The following is a 1,647-nucleotide window of genomic DNA, read 5'->3' on the forward strand; positions in this document are numbered from 1 at the left end:
ATGGTGACGGTCGTCGCGGCACCGCCGTCGACGGCGATATCGAACGAGATATCGTCGGCTGCGTCGGTGAAGGTCACGGCCGCGAAGTTGGCGGTCGAGGTGAAGGTACCAGCGGTAGCGGCAGAGCCGGCGCCGGTGGTGTTGAGGTTAACGCTGACAGCCGTGGCGCCGACGGCGCCGTCCTTGAACGACAGCGTCTTCACCGAAGAGGTGCCGATCGAAGTGGAGTCGATCGAGAAGGACTGGGTCTTGAACGACTTGTCCTGGCGCGCCTGACGGAGCGTGGACTGCATCGACTCGACGGTCTTGGTGATCGACGAAAGGCCGTTGTCCGCGGCTTCGATGGTCTTGATGCCGTTGGACATGGAGTCGAGCAGGCTCGCCATATCCGAAGCACGAGAGTTCAGCGAAGAAGCGGTGAAGAAGTTAGTCGGGTTGTCGAGCGCCGAGTTCACCTTCAGACCGGTGGCGAGACGCTCCTGCGTCTTGGCCATGGACGAAGCGGTGGACTGGAGGCTCAGCAGGTTCGAGCGAACTGCCTTTGACAGATTTACATCAGCCATTTTGGAGGCCCTTTCTGGGTCCGTACTCAGTTACTAACCGTCTCTCCTGAGACGTCCCGGATCATTGGTCCCCACCGGCAAAAGAAGTCTTAAGTTCGTCCCGCGAATTGAAGTTTGTTGGTGGCATTCGAAGCAAAGTTAATGACTTGTTTTCTCAATGCTTCGAACTGGTACGCAATGGCGCGTAGAACGAAAAAAGGCGGGCCGAAGCCCGCCTTTTCGTGTCTGGAGGTGTTCGCCCTTAGAACAGGCGGAGCACAGCCTGGTCGGCCTGCGAGGCCATCGACAGCGCGGTCGACGACAGCTGCTGGCGGGTCTGCAGGGCGAGCAGGTTTGCTGCTTCCTCGTTGGTGTCGGCCAAGGTCAGGTTCGCCGCGCCGGTTTCCAGCGTGTTGATCATGTTCTTGGTGAAGTCGGTGCGGTTCTGCACGATCGACAGGTTCGAGCCGAAGGACGACGCCTGCGAGCGGAGCTTACCGAGTGCCGAGCCCAGGATCTCGAGCTTGGCGTCGAGCTTGGAGTCCGCGTCGAAGTCGGAGTTGACGACGTGGTCGATGCCGAGGGTGGTGTTGTTGATGGCAATCGGGTCGCCATTCTCGTTCTTGGCCTGGATGTCGATGGTCGACGTGCCGGTCTCGTTGAACGTCAGCTTCAGCTTGTCGCCGCGGAGCAAGTTGATGCCGTTGAAGGACGCATCGTCGGCGAACTTGTCGAGCTGGTCGCGCAGTTCGTTGAACTGAGTGACGAGGTTCTTGCGAACGGTATTGCCACCGATGTCGCCGGTACCGGTGGTGCCGTCGACTTCACCGTCGGTACCAACGCCGGTAACGGTGAGGTCTTCGGTCGAGAGGTTCTCGATGCGGAGCTTGCCGTTGTCGTTGGAGGCGCGGATCTTGTCCTTCAGCGAGGTGTTGGTGTTGATCTCCTGGACCAGGGCATCAACGGTCTTCACCGCGCCGGGCGCGACCGTTGCAGCACCAGCCGCCGAGGTGCCGGCGTCAAGGCCGATACCGGTGATGGTGGTGTCGGTGTCGGCGTCAGTCTCGGCGAAGTTGGTCACGGCAACCGCCGAGCTGGCGCCCGT

The 1,647-nt window shown here is 60.7% G+C and carries 2 protein-coding genes; both read right to left on the reverse strand.

Annotated features, from left to right (window positions below; genetic code table 11):
* A partial coding sequence (locus tag AC1DYL_RS22755; RefSeq protein WP_477174893.1) for a flagellin N-terminal helical domain-containing protein occupies positions 1-563 on the reverse strand: 563 nt, incomplete at its 3' end.
* 241 nt (positions 564-804) lie between these two features.
* Positions 805-1,647 (reverse strand): flagellin (locus AC1DYL_RS22760; protein ID WP_477174894.1); only part of this gene is annotated, 843 nt, incomplete at its 5' end.

It is taken from the genome of Devosia sp. P1_H9 (assembly GCF_056405135.1).